Genomic DNA, 21,015 nt, shown 5'->3' with positions numbered 1-21,015 from the left:
AAAAAAGTTATGAGTAAGAAATTGATTGTTAGCGTATTGGTATTTACTTAATGAGAGCATTCGAAAAAAATACTTTTAGTTATGACTTGGCAAAAATAATTCTTGAAATGTTCCTTCCAGGAATTTTTCGCTAAAAACGTCTTATCTGATAAAATATGCGAATATTCCCGCGGCGACATTTGAAAGGACTGACAAAATAACGCCATTCATGCTTCTCTTGAATTATTAGGGGGACAAATGATTAAAAATTTATTTAAAGAATTTAAAGAATTTTTGACACGCGGTAACGTGATAGATATGGCAGTAGGTATAATAATAGGTTCCGCGTTCGGAAAAATAATAACTTCATTGGTCAATGATATTCTCATGCCGCCGATAGGTTTGCTTTTGGGCAATGTGGATTTTTCCAATCTTTATATCAATCTTTCAAAAACAGATTATGCAAATTTAGCTGAAGCAAAAAAAGCGGGCGCGCCAACAATCAACTATGGAGCGTTTTTAAATATAGTCATAGATTTCATATTGGTTGCTGCTGTTATCTTTATACTGATTAAACAGATTAATTTGTTGAAAAAGAAATTTGATAAAACAGTCGCTGCCGCCGCTCCGACAGTAAAAGAGTGTCCGTTTTGCGCTTTAAACATTCCTCTTAAAGCAGTAAAATGCGGGTATTGCGGTTCTGCTTTAAAATAGCAGGAAATATATTTCTATAAGAAATGGAAAAAATCACAAAGTATATATTTTGGATACCAAGAATATTGGCTATAATATTTATTTTATTTCTGGCTATGTTTTCTTTGGATATTTTTGAAGGAAATTACGGATTCTGGGGAACTATTGCAGGATTGTTTATGCATAATATTCCGACAATTGTCTTAGCAGTTGTTTTATTAATCTCCTGGAAACATGAAATCGTCGGAGGAATCATTTTTATTGTTGCAGGAGTATTATATATGGCATCACTGGCAATAAATATGTTTATGCACCCACCTTTTAAATGGTATTTTTTTATCTGGAGTTTAACTATTGCCGGTCCTTCATTTTTAATCGGAGCTTTATTTTTAATCGGTTGGTCTAAAAAGAAAAAATTACAAAAATAAGAATAAAAGATAGCGATTTTAGTACATGTAAGATAATTGCATGCAAAAATACGGTTGATGATTAAAAAGGATAGGCAATTCTAAGCAATTCAAGAATCAAGACCTTATCCCTTTACAGATGACTAAAGAAGAAATGAGAAATTGGATATTCCAATTTGGAATATCCAATAAAGAAAAAATGGGTTTAAGAAAAAGATTATGAAAAAGAAAAATTTAATTGTTAGTGTTCCGTTGTCGCAGATAGAAAGTAAAATATTTTTAATAAGAGAACAAAAAGTCATGCTTGATAGAGATTTAGCAGAACTTTACGGAGTAACCACAGGGCGTCTTAACGAACAAGTAAGGCGGAACATGCCTCGTTTTCCTATAGATTTTATGTATCAACTTACTAAAGAAGAGTTTGATAACTTGATATCGCAAAATGCGATATCAAGATGGGGCGGTACTCGGAAACTTCCATTAGCATTCACTGAACAAGGAGTAGCAATGTTGTCCAGTGTTCTCAGAAGCCCGAGAGCTATTCAGGTAAATATTGGCATTATGCGTGTATTCGTAAACATAAGGAGAATAGTTTCTGATAGTAAGAAATTCACTAACAGAATTGATGCTCTTGAACACAAAGTAGAAAATCATGACAAGAAAATCAAAACGATATTTAAAGCAATATATTCCATTCCATCAACGACACCTGAATCTATATTGATTTCACCTGAAAAGCCATTCACGAACAAGAAAAACTTTAAAGATATTATAAGGTCTTGCAGAAAACATATTTATTGGGTTGATAAATATTTTTCAAAGATAGGATTGGAACTATTAGCTGATTCCGTAGACGTTAAAAAAGTAAAAAATATAAAAATTTTGATGTCCGATGATAAAGTAGACGATAGATTGGAAAACTCCTTCAAAGATTTCAAGCAGGAATTACAAAATAATAATATAACCTGCGAATTGAGAGTAATATCAGACAATAAAATTAAGTCAGTCATTCACGACAGATGGCTAATCTCCGCTGTTTCTTGTTTTAATGTGCCGTCAACGGATACATTAGCAAGAGGGCAGTATAGTGAGATAAAGAAAACTCCGAATAAACCCCCATTTGAAAAATGGTGGAATGAAAGCACCGATATTCAGTAACTTACCCCATAAATTCAACCCAAATTACCGCCAGTCATTGCGAACGAAGTGAAGCAATCTCATCTTTGCCGTATCCCTGCCCGCCAACGGTTTAGTGGTGGGTGTGTAATCGTTTCTATAAAGATAATTCCTTGATTTTCCAAAGAAAAAATAGTAACATCATTATGTTACTTAATAGCATTGTTGTATTTTGGATTTTGCCTGATTATTTCATATTCCAACAGAAATCAACACGTTAAATATTATGAAGAATGTAATAAGAATAATTTTAATATTTGTGTTTTTTGAAAATATTTTATATTGTGACAAAATATATTTAACAAACGGAAAAACAATGGAAGGGAAAGTTCTGACTTCTGATAGCGAATATATGGAAGTACAGGTTTACTACGGGACGATTAAATATCCCAAAAACGAAATATTGAAATATGAGGAAAGTGAGTATAATCCACAGGAACTAAAACCAGATGAGATATATATTTATGATTCGCAAGGGAATAAGAAGATATTGGATAGATTCAAGCTTTACAGGGAAATGCCGTTATATGCCGGTATGGGTTATACAAAGTTAGTATATGAATTTTATGACATATATGGAAATAATTTTGATGAAGCATTTGATTATCTGTTAAAAGTATGTCCTGTTTTGGATAAATCTAAGGCATTGGCAACATGTACCATTAACCCGAAAATAACATATATAATTCACCCTGTAAATGATGTGATGCCAAAAGTAAAAATAACAGATATAAATATTTCACATTATAACAGAGTATTGCTGCCATATTGGCATATTCCACAAACGGTGGACGAAAAAGAACTATATTACTGGGAAACTTTTCTGAGAGAGTTAATGAGGCACGAATGTAAACATGCAACCATAAATAACGATGCATTAGCCAGAATTAAAGCCGGTCTTGAAGAAATCAGTGTTTCATGTGATTTGGGATATGTCGGTGCGGAAATGAGGGAAGCAAAAGAGAAAGCACAAAAGCAGGCAAATGAGGTTTATAATAGCAATTGGACTAATGCAAGACAGCAGAACAGAGTATTTGACGATAATGAATATGGCAAACTGTTTATGAAAATAGAATATGCAAAACCAAAATGATAACCAAAAGGTTTGTCGCGAGAATACATTCCCTACTTGACAAAACATATGAAATATCTATACTACATATGGGTTTTTAAAGAAAAACTAATAAATAAAAGGATTTGTACAAATGCATAAGTTTTTTATCCAGCGAACGCTAAAATTTATTTTAATTTGTTTTTTAATACTCTCGGTCTTTACCATTAGTTCTTATTCAAAAGGATTACATTTCGGTATTATCTCTGCAATAAAAAATGAAGTAAAACAATTAAAGGATAAAAAAGGTGAAGTAATTAATAATGTTGTTGCTATAGCTACTCAAAACTGGCCTTCTGTTTCTTGTGGTTATATTCACACAATGGCAAGGAAGACAGATGGAACGCTCTGGTCCTGGGGGTATAACTATTGGGGTCAATTAGGTCTTGGAACTACAATACAAATGATAGTTACACCGACACAAGTCGGAACATCAACCAACTGGTCTTCTGTCTCCAGTGGTTATAATCACACAATAGCAATAAAGACAGATGGGACGCTCTGGGCATGGGGAGCTAACGACTCGGGTGAATTAGGACTTGGAGATTTAACAGATAGAAGTACACCGACACAAGTCGGAACATCAACCAACTGGTTTTCTGTTTCCTGCGGTTATAATCATACAATGGCAAGGAAGATAGATGGAACGCTCTGGGCATGGGGAGCTAACTACTCGGGTCAATTAGGTCTTGGAGATAGAACAAGTAGAATTACACCGACACAAGTCGGAACATCAACCAACTGGTCTTCTGTCTCCAGTGGTTATAGTAACACAATAGCAATAAAGACAGATGGGACGCTTTGGGCATGGGGAGCTAACTACTCGGGTCAATTAGGTCTTGGAGATGTAACAAGTAAAACTACACCGACGCAGGTCGGAACATCAACCAACTGGTTTTCTGTTTCCTGCGGTTATAATCATACAATGGCAAGGAAGATAGATGGAACGCTCTGGGCATGGGGAGCTAACGACTCGGGTGAATTAGGACTAGGAGATTTAACAGATAGAAGTACACCGACTCAGATCGGAACATCAACCAACTGGTCTTCTGTTTCCTGCGGTTATAATCACACAATAGCAATAAAGACAGATGGAACGCTCTGGTCTTGGGGGTATAACTACTCGGGTCAATTAGGTCTTGGAGATGTAACAAGTAGAGTTACGCCGACTCAGGTCGGAACATCAACCAACTGGTTTTCTGTTTCCTGCGGTTATGATTACACAATAGCAATAAAGACAAATAGAACACTTTGTGGATGGGGAGATAACTACTGGGGTCAATTAGGTCTTGGGGATGTAGAGATGATGGATATAACTACACCTGTGGACCTAGACTAACGCATATAAGACAGTAGAAATAGCGACCGGTAAAAATGTGTCAGAAAAAATATCCAAAAAAACAGTGGAATATTTAAGAAATAATTTTAGAATATTTATGAAACAAATTTTGATTTTATCAATCTCAAAATATTTTTTGCTTACTTGTTTATTTTCTTGTTTCCTTGTTCACTGCCTTTACGGTGAAGTTGGTGTAGGAATTGGTTGGCCTTATTTCAGTGTAAAATATAATTTTTCAAAATATGCAGGTGAAGGCAGGATTGCTACCGGCGAAGGGATAAGTGTTTATGCGGTACGGGGTTATTGGAACTTTTATTCTGAAAAAAAAATAAATTGTTTCACTGGGGTTGAAGGCGGATATATTACATTTAATACGCTTGATATTAAAGGTAATGGTGTTGAGGGCTCCATTTTTTTAGGTGGGGAGTATTCATTTGCAAAACAAATTTCGATTGCTATGGATTTTTCGCCTGTCTTAATAGGAATGAAATCGGACGATTTTAAAGTAAGCGGAGTTGAGTTGGTGGCTAATATGGCAGTATATTTCTATCTTCCAGAGGAGTCTCAAGATATATCAACAAGTTGGGAAAAAGCTACAAAAAGAAAAGAAATAAAATCATCTAAGAAATCTGGGAAGGTCAATGTTAATGTTGCATCTGAACAAGAACTTATTGCAGTGGGTTTTGATAATGTGCAAGTAAGATTGATTATAATTGATAGAAAATTAGAACCATTTAATAGCATAAGAGATGTGCCAAAAAGAATTAAAGAAATTTCAAAAGAAAAAATAATGGAACTTGAGGATAATCTTACTGTAAAATAACATATTTCAAAATCTTTTCAAACTTCTTCACTTATCATTGTTAATTTTGACTGGATATTAGAAAATAGACAGTAACTACTTTCTTCCCTATTATGTCATATCGAAACTAAATATTTTCTTGTCTTTTTGGTGTTTTTTTAGTAAAATAAAAACCAACAGCCATTAACTAATTACTAATTCTCTAAGTAACTAATAACTGTCATTAAGGAGGGGTCGCCTAGTGGCTTATGGCGGCGGTTTGCTAAACCGCTATACTGTTTAATCGCAGTATCGAGAGTTCAAATCTCTCCCCCTCCGTTGTCCTATTTTTTTAACTGCGGACAAACTAAGTATAAATTATTAAAGTTTTAAAAATTCACTTCGTTACTGGACCACTTCAGCCTGTTGTGGTTTTTATATCTAATGTTAACTTCTCAAAAAAATACCATAAAAGATAAAATACAGAATGTTTTCCAGATACAGTCAAATGACTGGCAAAAACTGCTTGATTTTTCTGTTTTAAATTTTCAGATAATATGTTCTGTTGCTTTCGGTACGATAGTAAGCACCTCGATGTTCGTTAACAGGGTAGGCGTGGAATACCTTCCGAATATATATATATTAAATGCGGTTGTAATACTTTTAGCTACCATTATTTATCTTGCAGTATTGGATAAAATGGATAAAGTAATACTTTTCAAAAATATAGCGATAATCTTCGGATTAATAGTTTTAATAGCGCGGGTATTAATTTATCTTAAAGTAGTCTGGATGTATTCAATACTTTATGTGGTAGCGTCTTTGATAACATGGATATTTTTTACTCAATTCTGGGCGATAGCAGTAGAAGTCTGCAATGTCCGCGAAAGCAGGAGAATATTTTCGTATATAGTCGGTGCCGGGTTATTAGGCGGAATAGTAGCGGGTTTAATTGCCCGATATAGCGTGGATTTCCTGAAAACAGATAATCTGCTTCTTGTCTGGGCGCTTTTTTTATTCTTGATTGTTCGCAGCAGCAAGAAAATATTTTCCCAACAAGAAACAAAACCTGTTGAACAAACCAAGTCCAATCCGCTAAAAGAGTTGGTTGAAACGGCGAATTATTTGTATGTTAATCGTCTGGTAAAAACAATATTAATTTGTTTTCTGTTGTATAGTACCACCGTGTATTTTCTTGATTTTCAGTTTAACAAAATAATGAATCTAACTTATCCGGACCAGGATAAATTAACCAGATTTTATGGAATTTATTCTGGTTGTTTCTATAGTGTTACTTTCCTTATCCAGATATTTTTAGCGTCAAGAATAATTAGATGGCTTGGTATTGGAAATACCATGCTCGTGTTCCCTGCTGTAATAACAGCAGGTTTTATTTCGTTAGTTGCCAGATTCGGGTATCTTTCTGCTTTATTTGCAAAATTTATAAGAGATATTATAGGTAATTCGTTAATAGATTCCTCGTATCCTGTCTTATTTACTCCAATTGATGAAAAACACAGGTCGAAAGCGTTAGCAGTTGTAGAAGGATTTATAATTCCCATAGGTACAGGATTAGCTGGTGTTTTGTTGCTGGTACTTAGAAGTGTAAATGCAATATCGCCGTCATTGTTTGGTGTTTTCTTAGGTCTTGCCTGGTTGTATTTTACATTAAAATTACGGCAAGAATATCACAATGCGTTTATTGAAAACATTATTTCCAAAACATACCATGAAGAATCCACTCCTATAGGAGACTTGATAGATCTGACAAAAGGTACAAATCTTGCGGTTCTGAGGAACGCGATGTATGATACAGACCCTAAGATATCTTTGTTTGCTATTGAAACATTAGGGAAAACAAAAGATAGAACGGCTTTGAAACCGCTCGTGGAATTATTGTCAAAACCTGGTATAGATATTGTTAAAAAAGCGACAATCATCAAAGCGTTAGGAAATATAAAAGATACATATCCGTTACTTATAATAAACAAGTACATTGAAGATATAGATGAGAGAATTAGAGCAAATGCAGTAGAAGCATTAGGTGAAATTGGCGGTTCTAATATAAAAGATTTAATAGAACCGTGTTTAAAAGATCCGAGTGCAAGAGTAAGAATAAATACAGCTACTGTTCTTTGGAAATATGGAGACCATGCAAAAGCGGCAGGGTTAATTGCAGAGATATTTTCTCATTCAGATGAAGAAAGCCGTATACGTGCCACATATTCTTTGAGTCAGATTGGAGACAGGGAGTTACTGCCGCTTTTAATAGAATCTTCATATGATAAAAGTTTTAAAGTCCGGCTTCAATCAATAGAAGGTCTCAGCAAGATTAATGACGAATGGTCAAAAGAAGCACTTATCCGTATGTTAGCAGATAAGACAAGTTCGGTTCGTATGGTCACCGCGAAAGCATTAGTAAAGATGCCGAATATTACGGATAGTCTTCTAAGTACTCTGCAGAACTCAAAAGAAAATATAATTAAAGATAAAATCATTTTAATTTTAGCGGAAAAACGGGAAGTAAAAACAATAAAAGCAGTTATAGATTATTGTGTTTCACATATAAAGTCAATATACCAGAATATAGTCTATATTCAAGGTCTTTCAACAGAGAGGAATAAAACGCCGGGAATAAATCTTTTAATTGATACTCTAAATACAAGGAATAATAGAGAAATTGAAAAGGTACTCAGGGTCATAAGTTATCTGGAAAAATCCGAGGCAATTTCTTTATCCATTAGAAGATTAAAAGATAAGAATGAAAATATTAAGGCGCAAATAATAGAAATGTTGGAGACAACTACTACGGAATATAGTAATATATTAAGACTTGCTATACCGCTTTTAGAAGATATAACTACGCAGGACAAGCTGATTATTGCTGAAAAGGAATTCAAACTTAAGCAAAAGTATTTCAGGGATATCCTTCTGGAACTTCTTAACGGAGAGGATGAGTGGTTGAAAGCTTGTGCAATTTATATTATAGGTGAAATTAAAGAAACTGATTTTGTAGAAGAAATGATTAAAGAAACGGAAAAAAAAGGTTCTACTCTTATTAGAGAAACAGTTTTGGATGCAGTCAAAAAAATTGGTTCTGTACATAAAAGAGGTTAGATATAAAAGTATTAGAATTTGCAGGGTGTTGTTATACAGGATGGTTTTTATATGTCAAGAGAAAGTAGTTTAAAAGCGTCTTTCATGGAAGGTTTTTTTACATCTATAAAATTTGGCCTTACTTTTAATTTTATAACTCCTTTTGCTTTAATTTTGGGGGCCGGTAATTTCAGCATCGGATTGCTTAATTCACTGCCGGCATTAGTTAACTCCATTATACAGCTTAAAGCTAATGAAGTCCTAAAATGGATAGGCAGCAGAGTAAAACATATAACATGGGGTATCCTTTCGGAAGCAATTTTCCTTATTCTAATAGGTTTGATTTTTCTGGTACCGAAAAGATTTCAGGTAGAAACGTACGTATTTCTTATTATAGCAAGTGACATATTTGTTTCTACAGCTGTACCTGTATGGCTAAGTTTAATCAGTGATACAGTTGAAAAGCAAAAATATGGCGAGTATTTTGCGTGGCGCGGTAAGATTCTTGGGTTTTCAACTTTGTGCAGTAGTTTTATCGCCGGATTTTTTTTGTTTATTATTCATAATAAGTTAACCGGTTTTGTTATAATATTCTTAGTTGCCGGAATACTTAGAGTTTTTTCGGCAATATGTCAAAGTAAAATGGATGATGTGCCCATAAAAACTTCCGAGAAAAAAGATTTTTCGTATTTCCAGTTTATAAGGCGTGCATCTGAAAGTAATTTTGTGAAATTTGTTTTATTTGTATCTCTGATAAACTTTACCCTGTGTCTTGCTGCTCCTTTCTTTTCAGTTTATATGCTTAAAGAACTTAATTTCAAATATTCAACATATACTATTATCATCTCGTCCGGCGCTTTAGCAGGATTACTGTTAATGCCTTTTTGGGGAAAACTTGCAGATAAATACGGTAATGTAAAAATAATTAAATCAACAGTAGTGCTTTTTCCGTTTTCAACCGCTATGTGGCTTCTTTCAAAAAATCCGGTATACCTTATAATTTTAAATGCATTTGGCGGATATCTTTGGGCGGGCTTTGCTCTTACAGTTATAAACTTTATTTTTGATGCTGCCTCACATGAAGTAAGGACTCGTTGTGCCTCATATTATAATTTTACTGTTGGATTATTTGCTGCTTTAGGTGCATTTTCAGGGGGGTGGTTGTCGACACATCTGCCATTTACTATTTTTGGTTCAAAATTGCTTGCTTTATTTTTTCTGTCAGCAGTATCTACATTTTTAGTTAATATATTGATGATTAGAAGCTTCCACGAAGTAAGAGAAGCAGAAAAAATTGAAGACAAGAAAATGATGCATATTGTTTTGGGGATAAGGCCGATATTAAGTTTGGGTGAGGAAATCTTGTATGTCAAGGGAAAGTAGTTTAAAAGTTTCTTTCATGGATGGTCTTTTTGCTTCTATAATGTTAGGTTTTACATTAAATTATATAGCTCCTTTTGCTTTACTACTGGGGGCAAGTAATTTTAGTATCGGGTTACTTAGCTCAATACCGGTGTTAATCGGTTCATTTGTCCAGATAAAATCTACTGAAGTTTTTGAATGGATGAATAACAGGGTAAAAGGTATTATGGTATTTTGTGTTTTGCAGGGAATAGCTATTGCAATATCAGGTTTTGTTTTTTTAGTCCCATTACAGTTCAGGGTAGAAACATTTCTTTTTCTTGTTGTAATAAACACAATATTCGGTTCTATAAGTGCACCTGTCTGGTTAAGTTTAATGAGTCATACAGTTGAGAAACATAAGTATGGTGTATATTTTGCATGGCGCGGTAAGGTTTTAGGATTTATAAATTTATGCGGCAGTTTTGTTGCCGGATTTTTCTTGTTTATTATTCCCAGTAAACTCGTTGGTTTTATTGTTTTGTTCTTAGTTGCAGGGATTTGCAGGGTTATTTCAGGGATATACATCGGGAAGATGGATGATTTAACTGTTAGGACTTCCGAGAAAAAGGATTTTACTTATTTCCAGTTTATCAAACGGATATCTGAAAGTAATTTTGCAAAATTTGTTTTGTTCGTATCGTTAATAAATTTTTCCGCATTTTTGGCAGCGCCGTTTTTTATCGTATATATGCTTAAAGAGCTTAAATTTACATATGCAACATATACAATAATTGTCTCGGCATCTGCACTGGCGGGGTTGTTGTTAGTGCCTTTCTGGGGAAAACTTGCAGATAAATACGGTAATGTAAAGGTGATTAAATCGTCGGCAATACTTACTCCAATTCTGCCTCTTCTCTGGATTTTTTCAAAAAATCCGGTATACCTTACTATTATAAATACGTTTGGCGGTTATGTTTGGGTTGGTTTTAATCTTGCAATTGTAAATTTTATTTTTGACGCAGCTTCACCTGAAGTGAGAGCCCGTTGTGCCGCATACTATAATTTCACTGTCGGAGTATTTGTCTTTTTAGGTGCAACTTTAGGCGGCTGGTTGGCGACGCATTTAAAATTTGAAATTTTCGGTTCAACGTTACTTACTTTATTTCTTATATCAGGCGCAGCAAGGTTACTTGTTAACGTGTTTATGCTCAAAAGTTTCCGTGAAGTAAGAGAAGCAGAAAAAATTGAAGACAGGAAAATGCTACACATCGTTTTGGGGATAACACCGGTACTGAGTTTGAGCGAAGAAATCTATAAGAAGAAGGTTTAATAACTTTCGATATTATTTGTATTTAGTTTTCATATAAAAACCATAATGGGAGGAAACATGTTAAGTACAATGGAAAAGATTCTCCATATGAAAAAGTTTCCCATATTCGGGAATCTGTCTGGTGAGGAATTACTTGCAATTTCAAAAATAACATTTGAAAAAACAGTAGAACCGGACACTGTAATATTTACCGAAGGTTCACAACAATCAGGGTTGCATATTGTTGTTTCCGGTAAAGTAGAAATTTCGAGAAGCAGCGGTGGAAATAAAATAGTTTTAGCTATATTTGGGCCGTCTGAATGTTTCGGGGAGCTGTCTTTATTTGTTGATTTACCGCATACAGCAGCAGCCAGGGCATTGGAAAAGACAGTATGTCTTCTTATAGCACAAGAGCCATTCCTTGATTTAGTTTATGAACAACCGACAGTTGCAGTAGGTATTATAAAAGTATTCTGCAGACGTTTACAAGCAACAAATGCAAGGTTATAGGAGTGGTTTGCAAAATCTTGTCAAGTAATAAGCAATATGCTATAATCACAAAAATTGTACACTGCAAGAAATTATAAGATTGAAAGATTAAAAGATTGAAAGATTAGAATCTAATCTTGCTTCTTGAATCTTACTTCTTTAATCTTGTTTCTTACATCTTGCATCTTGTTTCTTGTTGAAAAAGGAGATGATTTTATGTCTAATGACAGTATGTTTGATTTGAAAGGGAAAATAGCGGTTGTTACCGGCGGTGGTGGCGTTCTTTGCGGTGATATCGCCAAGAAGTTAGGCTCAGTAGGTGTAAAGGTAGTCGTGCTGGACTTGAAAAAAGAAGCTGCTGAAAAAGTTGCCGATGAGATTAAGAAAAAAAACGGAGAAGCTGTGGCGTTGGAATGCAACGTCCTGGAACGCGCAAGCATTGAGCAGGCATGTGCACAAATCCTAAAAATTTATGGCAAGCCTAATATTTTAATCAACGGCGCCGGAGGGAACAGTCCCAAGGCGACTACTTCCAGCGAACGGCTTTTGCCACAGGATTTAAAATCCCAGCCGGCAAACTCAAAATCTTTTTTTGACCTTGCTCCTGAAGGCGTGCAATTTGTTTTCAACTTAAATTTTTTGGGGACATTTTTGCCTACCCAGGTTTTCAGCCGTATAATGGCAGAACAGGGCGGCGGTGTAATCCTTAATATTTCTTCAATGAATGCTTTTCGCCCTCTTACTAAAATCCCGGCATATTCGGCAGCTAAGGCAGCGGTTTCGAATTTTACACAGTGGATAGCTGTGCATTTGGCATCTGTAAATATCCGGGTCAATGCTATAGCACCCGGATTTTTTATGAGTGATCAAAACCGGTTTTTGTTAACAGACGAGAAAACAGGACAACTGACAGAGAGAGGCAAGACCATTATTGCCCATACCCCTATGTCCCGTTTTGGTAATCCCGAAGATTTAGTTGGTACAATTATATGGCTATTATCTGACGCATCAAGTTTTGTAACCGGCATAGTAGTCCCCGTAGACGGCGGATTTTCCGCCTTCAGCGGTGTATAATTAAGAGACTGAAGATTAAAGATTGAAGATTCAAGATTAAAAGATTAGAATATAATCTTACTTCTTGAATCTTGATTCTTAAATCTTGTATCTTACATCTTGCATCTTGTTTCTATTTTTACATTACACTTGACACATTTCACATTTCACAATTTTTAAAGGGGGGAGTTTAAGATGGCGAAATTAAAAAATGTACTAGTGGCACAGTCGGGCGGTCCGTCGCCGGTAATTAATAATTCTCTTCGCGGGATAATTGAAACCTGCAAAAAATTTCCGGATAAATTCGGCACTATATACGCGGGTTATCACGGGATAGAAGGTATTCTCAAAGAAGAACTGCTTGATTTAAGTGCCCAGGACGAAACAGAAGTAGCTCTTTTAAGAAATACACCTGCAGCCGGTTCTATTGGTACCTGTCGTTATAAATTAAAAAAAGACCAGCAGGAAGATTTGAGACGCGTAATAGATGTTTTTAAGGCACACGATATCGGGTTTTTATTTTATATCGGCGGCAACGATTCTATGGATACAGCCCACAAGATAAGCGTTCTGGCTCACGAAAAAGGTCTGGAACTGGTAGCTGTCGGTGTACCCAAAACAATAGATAATGATGTTGGAGATTCTGAATTTAAACTTATCGACCATACACCGGGATACGGTAGTGTTGCAAAGTACTGGACTTGTTATATCCAGAACGCTAATGAAGAAAATGCAGGTTCTTCTCCTGCTGACCCTGTATTGGTTATTCAAGCTATGGGTAGGAAAATAGGTTTTATTCCCGCAGCAGCCAGGCTGGCTGACCCAAAAAGAGAAATACCTTTACAGATTTACATGGCTGAATCAGGACTGGGTATCAAAGAAATGGCTGATAACGTTAATGACCAGTTAAAAACTGCGGGTCGTGTGATAGTGGTAGTCAGCGAAGGTTATAATGTAGGTGACCTTGGTGAAAGCAAAGACGCATTTGGTCATACTCAATTCAGCGCCAGTAAAATAACCGTTGAACAAAGTGTGGTTAATTATCTTAATAAAGCAGGACTTAAAGCACGGGGTTCAGCCCGTGGTCAGGTGCCGGGTACCGACCAACGTCACGCTATGGTCTATGCATCCAATATTGACCTTGATGAAGCTTACAGAGTAGGACAGAAAGCTGTTATGATAGCAGTTGAAGACGGCAACGGTTATATGGCTACTATTTTAAGGAAGCCAGGTTTGATATATAATGTTGAATATAGTAAGGTAGGATTAGAACTGGTTGCTAATTCAGAACGGACATTTCCCGCCAACTGGTTAGCAAAAAATAAAATTGATGTTACCGACGATTTTATTAAATACGCCCGCCCGCTAATTGGTGAAGATTGGGTAAGTATACCTCTGGTCGACGGCAGAATGCGTTTTGCCAGGTTCAAACAGATATTTGCAGACAAGAAATGCCCTGAATATATTCCACAAGGTTTCCGGAAAAAATAATAGAAATTGATATTGAAACTTATAGAAACTAAGAAATTGGTAGAAATTAATAGAAAAAGAAAATCACAATAAATTTCAATCAGTTTCTATAAGTTTCGCGAAGCAAGTTTCAAAGTTGTTTTTCACATTACACATAACACATTTCACATTTCACAAATATTAAGGAGGGTAAAAAGTCATGGTTGATGCTGCACAGGCGCTTAGAGATTTTAAACATGAGAAGAAGTTTCTGGTGGGTATTGATTCTGACGGGTGTGCTTTTGATACCATGGAAATCAAGCACAAAGAATGTTTTATCCCTAATATTATTAACGAATGGGATTTGCAGGCTGTTTCAAAATATGCCCGTGAGGCTGCGGAATTTGTAAACCTGTATTCCAAGTGGCGAGGGATTAACCGCTTCCCTGCCCTCGTTATGGTCTTTGATCTTTTAAAAGAACGTGAAGAAGTCAAAAGGCGCGGGATTAAATTACCGCAAGTCGATTCTCTCCGTAAGTGGATGGAAAAAGAAACTAAACTGGGTAACCCTGCTTTGGAAAAAGCAGTTAAAGAAACTAATGACCCTGTCCTGACAAGGACACTTAAATGGTCAAAGGAAGTTAATAATACTGTCACCAGATTCGTACGCGGCGTTCCTCCTTTCCCGTTTGTAAGGGAAAATTTGGAAGCGATGTCTAAAGTAGCTGATATAATTGTTGTCTCGGCTACTCCGGGTGAGGCGCTTGTCCGGGAATGGCAGGAGCATGGAATAGACAAATATGTTAAAGTAATAGCCGGGCAGGAGATGGGCACAAAGAAAGAACATCTTGAAATCGCAATAAAAGGGCGTTATGATAAAAACAACGTCATTATGATTGGTGATGCGCCGGGTGATATGAAAGCTGCACGGGCAAACCAGGTCCTTTTCTATCCGATTAATCCTGGTAATGAAGACGCTTCCTGGGAACGGTTATATAAAGAGTCAATGAAGAAGTTCACTGATGGCGAATATGCCGGAAAATACGAAGAGAAACTAATAGCCGAATTTGATGCATATTTACCGGACACACCGCCCTGGAAAAAGTAATAGAAAATCATTATGATAATTTTATCTGATGAAAATATACCTTTCGTTAAAGAGTCCTTTGGTACATTAGGTCAGACTATAATAATGCCCGGGCGTTCTATAACTTCCGAGATTATCAAGAAAAACCGGGTAGAAGTTCTTATTGTCCGCTCGGTAACCAAAGTGGGACCGGAGCTTCTGGATGGGAGTTTAGTCAGGTTTGTCGGGACGGCTACAATCGGTACCGACCATGTAAACATTCCATATCTAAACAAAAAAAATATAAAATTTGTCAGTGCGCCCGGTTCCAACGCCAATTCGGTGGCAGAGTATGTTATTGCCGCCCTTCTTTTTTTAGCCCAAAAAAAGAATTTCAAACTTAAAGGTAAGACTTTAGGAATTATCGGGGTTGGTAAAGTCGGCAGCAGGGTAGTAACCAAAGTTAAAGCGATGGGTATGAATGTACTTTTAAATGACCCACCTATGGCGCGAAGTACCGGTGACCGTAAATATCTCCCTTTAAAAGAACTTATGAAAGCAGATATACTTACCTTCCATGTGCCCCTGAATAAGGAAGGGCAGGATGCTACATATCATTTGGTGAACGAGGATTTTCTGGCTGCGATGAAACCGGGCAGCATACTTATAAATTCCTCGCGTGGCTCGGTGGTAGATAATAATGCTCTGAAAAGTACTTTAAAGAGTAAAAAATTATCCGCCGTCGTGCTTGATGTCTGGGAAAAGGAACCGTCTATCGACGCAGAACTTGTCAAACTCGTATCTTTAGGTACATCGCATATTGCGGGTTATTCTTATGACGGTAAAGTCAATGGCACATTTATGGTTTATGAGGAATTATGCCGATTTTTGGGAGTTCCTGTTCAATGGAATCCGGACAAAATACTTTTTGACCGTACGCGTCCGCCATTGGTTTTTAATAATGATAGTTACGATAAAGAAGGGATTGAAAGCGTGGTTGACAATCTGGTGAGTCAGATGTATAATATTCTCGAAGACGACAAAAAATTACGAAAAATTATTGAATTACCGGTAAATGAGCAAGGTCCCTATTTTGACCTCTTAAGAAAGAAATATCCGGTTCGTAGAGAATTTCAGAGTATAGACGTTAAATTATCAAGGGATGACAAAAAATTATCAGAAGTTCTGACGTCTCTGGGATTTAATATAAAATAAGCGACTTCGTCCTAAGATTACATGGATGACTAATTGTTATGAATAAACTTAAATTAACTTTTTTATTTGCATTAATTATATTGTTACTGAATTATAAACTAAAAAGTGTTGAAACTATCAGCCAAGAGAAAATAATTGTCGGGAAAACAATTGAAGCATCAGATACTATTCTTAAAGATCTATTAAAAGTTATTTCACCAGAATTAGTAAAATCGTCGGCAAATAGTAAAAGTGAAATAGGCACAAGACCAAGTGCAATTGTTGTTCAAACAGACAATGATGTACAGCCTGAATATATAGTTCAACCGGATATAATTCAACCGGCGACCCGTGATATGGACGCTTATTCTCTTTTATATCTTATTCGTAAGAATAGAAATGGAGAATTTGCGCTTGATAAAAATTTTTCTTTTAAAGTAAAACCATATAATATATTCTCATGGGAGGTATTAGATTTAAACAAAGATAATATATCTGAGGTATTTATATCTTGTGATGGCGGAGGAACAGGAGTAGATGCTGCTGCTTGTTATATAATTGATATTAAAGATAATGCATTCCTTACGTATGATTTTACATGGTTAAAAGATCCAGGTACATTTCCAACATGGGAATTTACACCTTCTAAAAACCTTGATAAAGCAAGAGAAAATATATTTATATCTTATTTTAAGAATAAATATCCTGACCGGTTTTTAACAGCAGATATGGTTAAAAATAATTTAGACAATAATAAGTATGCTGAACAAGTGTGGGTAATTGACAATAAAGGGTATATAACTAATGGAAAAGTAAAAATAAGAAAATATAAAGGGAATGTTGTTAATCCCAGTAGTCGTTTAGATGTTCTTAAAATTGGAAAGATCAATTATTATGCTATTTTCAAAGGTGGAACATGGGCTTATGATGAAGAGAACAATGAAACATATATAATCTATATTGCTAAAGATATGTACAATTGGCCGACTACATTAGTAAGCGATAATAAATATCTTTGGATTGGTACAAGAGGAGATGGAATAATTAGGTATAATGTAAAGGAGCAAGTATTAAAACATTATCCTGAATTTAATAATGTAGAGAAGTTAAAAATAAAGAATGATAAAATGTTGATAAAGGGAGAAGATGTTAAGTTAAAAGAATATGAAATAGAAAAAGATTTAGGATATTTCAAAAAATAGAATTTATAATAATGTTAGGAGTTATATTATCGTGGTTATCGGAAAAGGGTACGAAAACAGATTTTTAGCGGAAGAAGAAATAGCCAGTTTAATGGCTGATTCTGTGGAATCCGCCGGTCTTGACGGCCAAAAAGTACTGGTTATTATTCCTGACCATACACGAACTGCGCCTATAGGACAGATGTTTAAGATACTTTATAGATTACTCGCCCACCGGGCAGCAACACTTGATTTTTTAATAGCCCTGGGTACTCATCCGCCTATGACTGACGAGCAAATTTACCAAAGAGTAGAGATAACTGCTGAAGAACATAAACAAAAATATCCAAAAGTCCGGTTTTTCAATCATCTTTGGAAAGAACCGGATGCGCTTACCCTGATAGGAACCATACCGCAGGAAACAATTTCTCAAATTACTGATAATAAATTTAAAATGCCGGTCAAAATAGTTGTTAATCGCAAGGTGCTTGATTATGACCATTTGTTAATTATTGGACCTGTTTTTCCGCACGAAGTGGTAGGTTTTTCCGGGGGTAATAAGTATATATTCCCTGGTATTGCAGGTCAGGAAATTATCGATTTTTTTCATTGGTTAGGAGCGATAATTACAAACCCCATGATAAACGGGCATAAAAGTACGCCGGTACGCCAGGTGATTGATTGTGCGGTTTCGCATTTGAAAGTGAAACGCAGCGCTTTTTGTCTGGTGGTTAAAGGCGAGGAGCTTGCCGGTTTATATTATGGTTCTCCTGAAGAAGCATGGTCTTCTGCCGCTGACCTCTCCGATAAATTGCATATTATATATAAAGACAAACCTTTTAATACCGTTCTTTCCTGTGCGCCGAAAATGTATGATGATGTGTGGACGGCAGGTAAATGCATGTATAAATTAGAACCGGTGGTTGCGGAGGGCGGCACCCTGATAATTTATGCTCCGCATATTAATGAAATAAGTTACAGCCATGGTAAGATTATTGACAAAGTGGGTTATCATACCCGCGATTATTTTGTAAAACAATGGGATGATTTCAAACATTTTCCGTGGGGTGTTTTGGCTCATTCTACTCACGTCAAAGGCATAGGCAGTTTTGAAAACGGGATAGAAAAACCCAGAGTTAATGTAGTCCTGGCGACAGGAATACCTGAAGAACGATGCCGTAAAGTGAATTTGGGATATATGAATCCGGATAAGATAAAAATAGAAGATTATAAAGATAAAGAAGACAAGGGAATTTTGCTCGTCCCCAAAGCCGGCGAGATTCTTTATCGGTTGAAAAGTTAGAATAAAAAAGTACTTGACAAAACAATTAAACTATGTTATACTTTGTTTAACGGGAGGAAAATATGGAAACAAAAGTTAAACTTATTGGGGTTAAAATGCCGGTAAAGCTTGCTTGTTTACTTGAAGACATCGCTGAAAAGCAATATAAATCAGTTTCAACTTTAATCAGAGAGATGGTGGTAGAATATATTGAAGATGAGCTTAGTTTAAAATCGTGGGATCTGATTGAAAAAGGACGAAAAGAGTACAGGGAAGGCAAATATACTCCATGGAGAAAAGTGCTTAATGGATAAATTTACAGTCCTTTTATCTTCACAGGCGAAGAAATATTGTGAAAAAGTTGATAAAAAAACGCAAGATTTATTAAGGGATTGTTTTCTGCATATTGAAGATAATCCTTTTTATCATCCTGGTGGTAGAATAAAAAGAATTCATGGGCAAAACTTATACCGATTTCGCATAGGCAACTTAAGAATTATCTATGAAATAAATGAATTAAAGAAAGAAGTCCCGATTCACTTGATTGGTCCCAGAGGGGATATTTATAAAAAAATATGAGGAGGTTTGAGCAATGGACAAAGCGGATATTGGTTTGATTGGTTTGGCAGTAATGGGTGAAAATCTGGTGCTTAACATAGAAAGCAAAGGTTTTACGGTGGCTGTTTATAATCGCACACTGGAGAAGGTAGACAAGTTTGTTCAGGGACGGGCTAAAGGTAAAAACATTATAGGTACACATTCTATTAAAGAGCTGATAGATTCTCTTAAAAGACCGCGTAAAGTTATGCTAATGGTTAAGGCCGGTGCTGCTGTAGATTCGTTTATTGACCAGGTAGCTTCTGTAATGGAAAAAGGTGATATTATTATTGATGGCGGAAATTCTCATTTTCCCGATACTATTCGTAGGACAAAAGAGTGTGAGGCAAAAGGTTTGCTGTATATTGGCACTGGAGTCTCCGGCGGAGAAGAAGGCGCGCTTAAAGGTCCCAGCATTATGCCCGGCGGTTCCCCGGAAGCGTGGCAGTATGTCAAACCGATATTTCAGAAAATATGTGCTAAAACAGAAAAAGGTGAACCCTGCTGTGAATGGGTAGGCGAAAACGGTGCAGGTCATTTTGTCAAGATGGTCCATAACGGTATTGAATACGGCGATATGCAGATGATTTGCGAGACCTACCAAATAATGAAAGAAGGGCTTGGTTTGACCAACAAAAAAATGCATAAAGTTTTTACCGAATGGAATAAAGGCGAGCTTGATTCATATCTTATTGAAATAACCAGAGATATTCTCGGTTATAAAGATGAGGATGGTAATGAGGTGATTGACCTTATTCTTGATACTGCAGGGCAGAAAGGTACCGGCAAATGGACATCTATAGAAGCGTTAAATTTAGGCCAGCCGTTAACTCTTATAGGCGAGGCTGTTTTTGCCAGGTGTTTATCGGCGTTAAAAGACGAGAGAGTAAATGCTTCAAAGATATTATCCGGTCCGAACGAAAAGTACAAAGGTGGTAAAAAGACCTTTGTTGACGACCTCCGTCAGGCATTGTACGCTTCCAAGATTATCAGTTACGCCCAGGGTTATCAGCTTATGCGTGCGGCTGCAGTTGAATACAAGTGGAACTTGAATTACGGCGGTATTGCATTGATGTGGCGCGGAGGTTGTATTATCCGTTCAGCTTTCCTGGGCAAAATCAAAGAAGCGTTTGATAGAAATCCGAAACTTGAAAATCTGTTATTAGACCCGTTCTTTAAAGATATTGTGGAAAAGGCACAACCGTCGTGGAGAAAAGTTATAACCACAGCTGTTAAATTAGGTGTACCTGTGCCTGCAATGTGTACCGCGCTGAACTTTTTTGACGGTTATCGCAGTAAGCGGCTGCCGGCAAACCTGCTCCAGGCACAACGTGATTATTTCGGCGCTCACACTTACGAAAGAGTGGACAAACCCAGAGGCGAATTCTTTCATACCAACTGGACCGGTGAAGGCGGAGATACAGTAGCAACAACTTATAAGGCATAAGGTATTGTATAACACTTTACAC

The 21,015-nt window shown here is 36.2% G+C and carries 19 protein-coding genes and 1 tRNA gene; all 20 read left to right on the top strand.

Annotated elements, in window-relative coordinates; translation table 11 throughout:
* The first annotated feature begins 237 nt into the window (after positions 1–237).
* Positions 238–693, top strand: coding sequence for a large-conductance mechanosensitive channel protein MscL (gene mscL, locus PHE88_05415; GenBank protein ID MDD5687254.1), 456 nt, complete (start codon positions 238–240; stop codon positions 691–693).
* A 23-nt stretch (positions 694–716) separates the two neighbouring features.
* The gene (locus tag PHE88_05410; GenBank protein ID MDD5687253.1) at positions 717–1,100 is read left to right on the top strand and encodes a hypothetical protein; all 384 of its coding nucleotides are present in this window, start codon (positions 717–719) and stop codon (positions 1,098–1,100) included.
* A 198-nt stretch (positions 1,101–1,298) separates the two neighbouring features.
* On the top strand, positions 1,299–2,237 hold the full coding sequence (locus PHE88_05405; GenBank protein ID MDD5687252.1) for an ORF6N domain-containing protein: 939 nt from the start codon (positions 1,299–1,301) through the stop codon (positions 2,235–2,237).
* Positions 2,238–2,481: 244 nt separating this feature from the next.
* Positions 2,482–3,348 (top strand): DUF922 domain-containing protein, encoded by an 867-nt coding sequence (locus PHE88_05400; GenBank protein MDD5687251.1) that lies wholly within the window; start codon positions 2,482–2,484, stop codon positions 3,346–3,348.
* A 112-nt stretch (positions 3,349–3,460) separates the two neighbouring features.
* On the top strand, positions 3,461–4,705 hold the full coding sequence (locus PHE88_05395; protein ID MDD5687250.1) for a hypothetical protein: 1,245 nt from the start codon (positions 3,461–3,463) through the stop codon (positions 4,703–4,705).
* Positions 4,706–4,742: 37 nt separating this feature from the next.
* On the top strand, positions 4,743–5,528 hold the full coding sequence (locus PHE88_05390; protein MDD5687249.1) for a hypothetical protein: 786 nt from the start codon (positions 4,743–4,745) through the stop codon (positions 5,526–5,528).
* Between the two features lie 206 nt (positions 5,529–5,734).
* A tRNA-Ser gene (locus tag PHE88_05385) sits at positions 5,735–5,825 on the top strand.
* 105 nt (positions 5,826–5,930) lie between these two features.
* A complete protein-coding gene (locus PHE88_05380) occupies positions 5,931–8,603 on the top strand; it encodes a HEAT repeat domain-containing protein (protein MDD5687248.1) in 2,673 nt (890 codons plus the stop codon).
* Positions 8,604–8,654: 51 nt separating this feature from the next.
* Positions 8,655–9,965, top strand: coding sequence for an MFS transporter (locus tag PHE88_05375; GenBank protein ID MDD5687247.1), 1,311 nt, complete (start codon positions 8,655–8,657; stop codon positions 9,963–9,965).
* Positions 9,949–11,256: an MFS transporter gene (locus PHE88_05370; GenBank protein MDD5687246.1), complete on the top strand. Its 1,308-nt coding sequence runs from the start codon at positions 9,949–9,951 to the stop codon at positions 11,254–11,256. Before PHE88_05375 ends, PHE88_05370 begins: the two co-directional genes overlap by 17 nt.
* A 57-nt stretch (positions 11,257–11,313) precedes the next feature.
* Positions 11,314–11,745 carry a cyclic nucleotide-binding domain-containing protein gene (locus tag PHE88_05365; GenBank protein ID MDD5687245.1) on the top strand — a complete coding sequence of 144 codons (432 nt, stop codon included), beginning with the start codon at positions 11,314–11,316 and terminating at the stop codon, positions 11,743–11,745.
* Between the two features lie 195 nt (positions 11,746–11,940).
* Positions 11,941–12,798 carry an SDR family oxidoreductase gene (locus PHE88_05360; protein ID MDD5687244.1) on the top strand — a complete coding sequence of 286 codons (858 nt, stop codon included), beginning with the start codon at positions 11,941–11,943 and terminating at the stop codon, positions 12,796–12,798.
* Positions 12,799–12,972: 174 nt separating this feature from the next.
* Positions 12,973–14,268: a diphosphate--fructose-6-phosphate 1-phosphotransferase gene (locus PHE88_05355; GenBank protein MDD5687243.1), complete on the top strand. Its 1,296-nt coding sequence runs from the start codon at positions 12,973–12,975 to the stop codon at positions 14,266–14,268.
* A gap of 178 nt (positions 14,269–14,446) precedes the next feature.
* Positions 14,447–15,334, top strand: a complete 888-nt coding sequence (locus tag PHE88_05350) for an HAD hydrolase-like protein (protein ID MDD5687242.1) — start codon at positions 14,447–14,449, stop codon at positions 15,332–15,334.
* 12 nt (positions 15,335–15,346) lie between these two features.
* On the top strand, positions 15,347–16,507 hold the full coding sequence (locus PHE88_05345) for a 4-phosphoerythronate dehydrogenase (GenBank protein MDD5687241.1): 1,161 nt from the start codon (positions 15,347–15,349) through the stop codon (positions 16,505–16,507).
* Between the two features lie 38 nt (positions 16,508–16,545).
* The gene (locus PHE88_05340; GenBank protein MDD5687240.1) at positions 16,546–17,688 is read left to right on the top strand and encodes a hypothetical protein; all 1,143 of its coding nucleotides are present in this window, start codon (positions 16,546–16,548) and stop codon (positions 17,686–17,688) included.
* Positions 17,689–17,719: 31 nt separating this feature from the next.
* A complete protein-coding gene (locus PHE88_05335) occupies positions 17,720–18,970 on the top strand; it encodes a lactate racemase domain-containing protein (protein ID MDD5687239.1) in 1,251 nt (416 codons plus the stop codon).
* Positions 18,971–19,032: 62 nt separating this feature from the next.
* The gene (locus PHE88_05330) at positions 19,033–19,263 is read left to right on the top strand and encodes a DUF6290 family protein (GenBank protein ID MDD5687238.1); all 231 of its coding nucleotides are present in this window, start codon (positions 19,033–19,035) and stop codon (positions 19,261–19,263) included.
* Positions 19,256–19,528, top strand: a complete 273-nt coding sequence (locus PHE88_05325) for a type II toxin-antitoxin system RelE/ParE family toxin (GenBank protein MDD5687237.1) — start codon at positions 19,256–19,258, stop codon at positions 19,526–19,528. The genes PHE88_05330 and PHE88_05325 overlap by 8 nt, the downstream gene beginning before the upstream one ends.
* A 13-nt stretch (positions 19,529–19,541) precedes the next feature.
* Positions 19,542–20,993, top strand: a complete 1,452-nt coding sequence (gene gnd / locus PHE88_05320) for a decarboxylating NADP(+)-dependent phosphogluconate dehydrogenase (protein MDD5687236.1) — start codon at positions 19,542–19,544, stop codon at positions 20,991–20,993.
* The last annotated feature ends 22 nt before the right edge of the window (positions 20,994–21,015 follow it).

It is taken from the genome of Elusimicrobiota bacterium (assembly GCA_028718185.1).
GTDB lineage: Bacteria > Elusimicrobiota > UBA8919 > UBA8919 > UBA8919 > JAQUMH01.
Note: the sequence above shows the minus strand (reverse complement) of the source record. Positions and strands in the feature narration are given on the sequence as shown.

Excerpts from the sequence above, each read along its gene's own strand:
- PHE88_05400 (MDD5687251.1), top strand. The coding sequence starts at position 2,482 with ATGAAGAATGTAATAAGAATAATTTTAATATTTGTGTTTTTTGAAAAT.
- PHE88_05365 (MDD5687245.1), top strand. The coding sequence starts at position 11,314 with ATGTTAAGTACAATGGAAAAGATTCTCCATATGAAAAAGTTTCCCATA.
- PHE88_05330 (MDD5687238.1), top strand. The coding sequence starts at position 19,033 with ATGGAAACAAAAGTTAAACTTATTGGGGTTAAAATGCCGGTAAAGCTT.
- PHE88_05410 (MDD5687253.1), top strand. The coding sequence starts at position 717 with ATGGAAAAAATCACAAAGTATATATTTTGGATACCAAGAATATTGGCT.
- gnd (MDD5687236.1), top strand. The coding sequence starts at position 19,542 with ATGGACAAAGCGGATATTGGTTTGATTGGTTTGGCAGTAATGGGTGAA.
- PHE88_05345 (MDD5687241.1), top strand. The coding sequence starts at position 15,347 with ATGATAATTTTATCTGATGAAAATATACCTTTCGTTAAAGAGTCCTTT.
- PHE88_05360 (MDD5687244.1), top strand. The coding sequence starts at position 11,941 with ATGTCTAATGACAGTATGTTTGATTTGAAAGGGAAAATAGCGGTTGTT.
- PHE88_05370 (MDD5687246.1), top strand. The coding sequence starts at position 9,949 with ATGTCAAGGGAAAGTAGTTTAAAAGTTTCTTTCATGGATGGTCTTTTT.
- mscL (MDD5687254.1), top strand. The coding sequence starts at position 238 with ATGATTAAAAATTTATTTAAAGAATTTAAAGAATTTTTGACACGCGGT.
- PHE88_05325 (MDD5687237.1), top strand. The coding sequence starts at position 19,256 with ATGGATAAATTTACAGTCCTTTTATCTTCACAGGCGAAGAAATATTGT.
- PHE88_05380 (MDD5687248.1), top strand. The coding sequence starts at position 5,931 with ATGTTAACTTCTCAAAAAAATACCATAAAAGATAAAATACAGAATGTT.
- PHE88_05395 (MDD5687250.1), top strand. The coding sequence starts at position 3,461 with ATGCATAAGTTTTTTATCCAGCGAACGCTAAAATTTATTTTAATTTGT.
- PHE88_05340 (MDD5687240.1), top strand. The coding sequence starts at position 16,546 with ATGAATAAACTTAAATTAACTTTTTTATTTGCATTAATTATATTGTTA.
- PHE88_05350 (MDD5687242.1), top strand. The coding sequence starts at position 14,447 with ATGGTTGATGCTGCACAGGCGCTTAGAGATTTTAAACATGAGAAGAAG.
- PHE88_05405 (MDD5687252.1), top strand. The coding sequence starts at position 1,299 with ATGAAAAAGAAAAATTTAATTGTTAGTGTTCCGTTGTCGCAGATAGAA.
- PHE88_05355 (MDD5687243.1), top strand. The coding sequence starts at position 12,973 with ATGGCGAAATTAAAAAATGTACTAGTGGCACAGTCGGGCGGTCCGTCG.
- PHE88_05375 (MDD5687247.1), top strand. The coding sequence starts at position 8,655 with ATGTCAAGAGAAAGTAGTTTAAAAGCGTCTTTCATGGAAGGTTTTTTT.